Source organism: Ralstonia sp. TCR112, assembly GCF_007997035.1.
Classification (GTDB): domain Bacteria; phylum Pseudomonadota; class Gammaproteobacteria; order Burkholderiales; family Burkholderiaceae; genus Ralstonia; species Ralstonia edaphi.
On sequence record NZ_VOSS01000242.1, the window covers coordinates 1 to 933 of the forward strand.

The 933-nt window shown below is 68.9% G+C and carries 1 pseudogene; it reads left to right on the plus strand.

Annotated features, from left to right (window positions below):
- Positions 1–3: 3 nt before the first annotated feature.
- Positions 4–861: pseudogene (gene mdcE / locus FUT88_RS25630) on the plus strand (biotin-independent malonate decarboxylase subunit gamma).
- Positions 862–933: the final 72 nt, after the last annotated feature.

Consider the following 933-nt stretch of genomic DNA (forward strand, 5'->3'; position numbering starts at 1 on the left):
CGCGTGCACTACGCAAGGACGTCGGCATGTAGCCAGAACGAACTTTCCACGCGCGGCGGCAACCTGGATGCGCGCGCTCGCCGTCGGCACACCGGTGCCGGGTTACGGCAGCACGCTGCAAGTCGTCGATGCCGCCGGCTCGCGGGCCAGCCCGCGCGCTACATCGCCGTCGTGCCCGACGCCGAGAACCGCTTCCCTCGCGCACGCAACGGTGAAGTCGGCCTCGTCGAAGGCTGGCAGCTCGCGCGTGCCGTGCGCGATGTCATGACTGCAGATGCCGCGCAGGAAAAGAAGCGTGCCATCGTCGCCGTCATCGATGTGGCAAGCCAGGCCTACGGCCGCCGCGAGGAGGCCTACGGCATCCACCTCGCGCTGGCTGCAGCGGCAGACGCCTACGCTGCCGCACGCCTGGCCGGCCACCCCGTCATCGGCCTCATCGTCGGCCGCGCCATGTCGGGCGCATTGCTCGCGCACGGCTACCAGGCCAATCGCCTGCTCGCCCTGGACGACGCCGACGTGATGGTGCACGCAATGGGCAAGGCCGCAGCCGCGCGCGTAACGCTGCGCTCCGTCGCCGACCTGGAACGCCTCGCACAAGAGATTCCGCCCATGGCATACGACATCGCCAGCTTCGCGTCGCTCGGCTTGCTGTGGAAACTGCTGGAGGTGCAATCCGCCGACGCGCCCGACGCCAGCGACGTCGACACCGTACAGACCGCACTCGCCGCAGCACTGGCCGACATCACAGCCGACCCATCGCGCGGCCTGGAAAGCCGCCTGGGCGCACCGCTGCGCAACGCATCGTCGGAAGTCCGCAAACGCCTGCGCGAGCAATGGAACGCCCAGCCAGAAGGCGCATAACGAACCGTAGACACATCGCGGCGCCAACACATGCGCCTCGACGGTTTGGCCGTACCTGCCCTAGATGGCGCC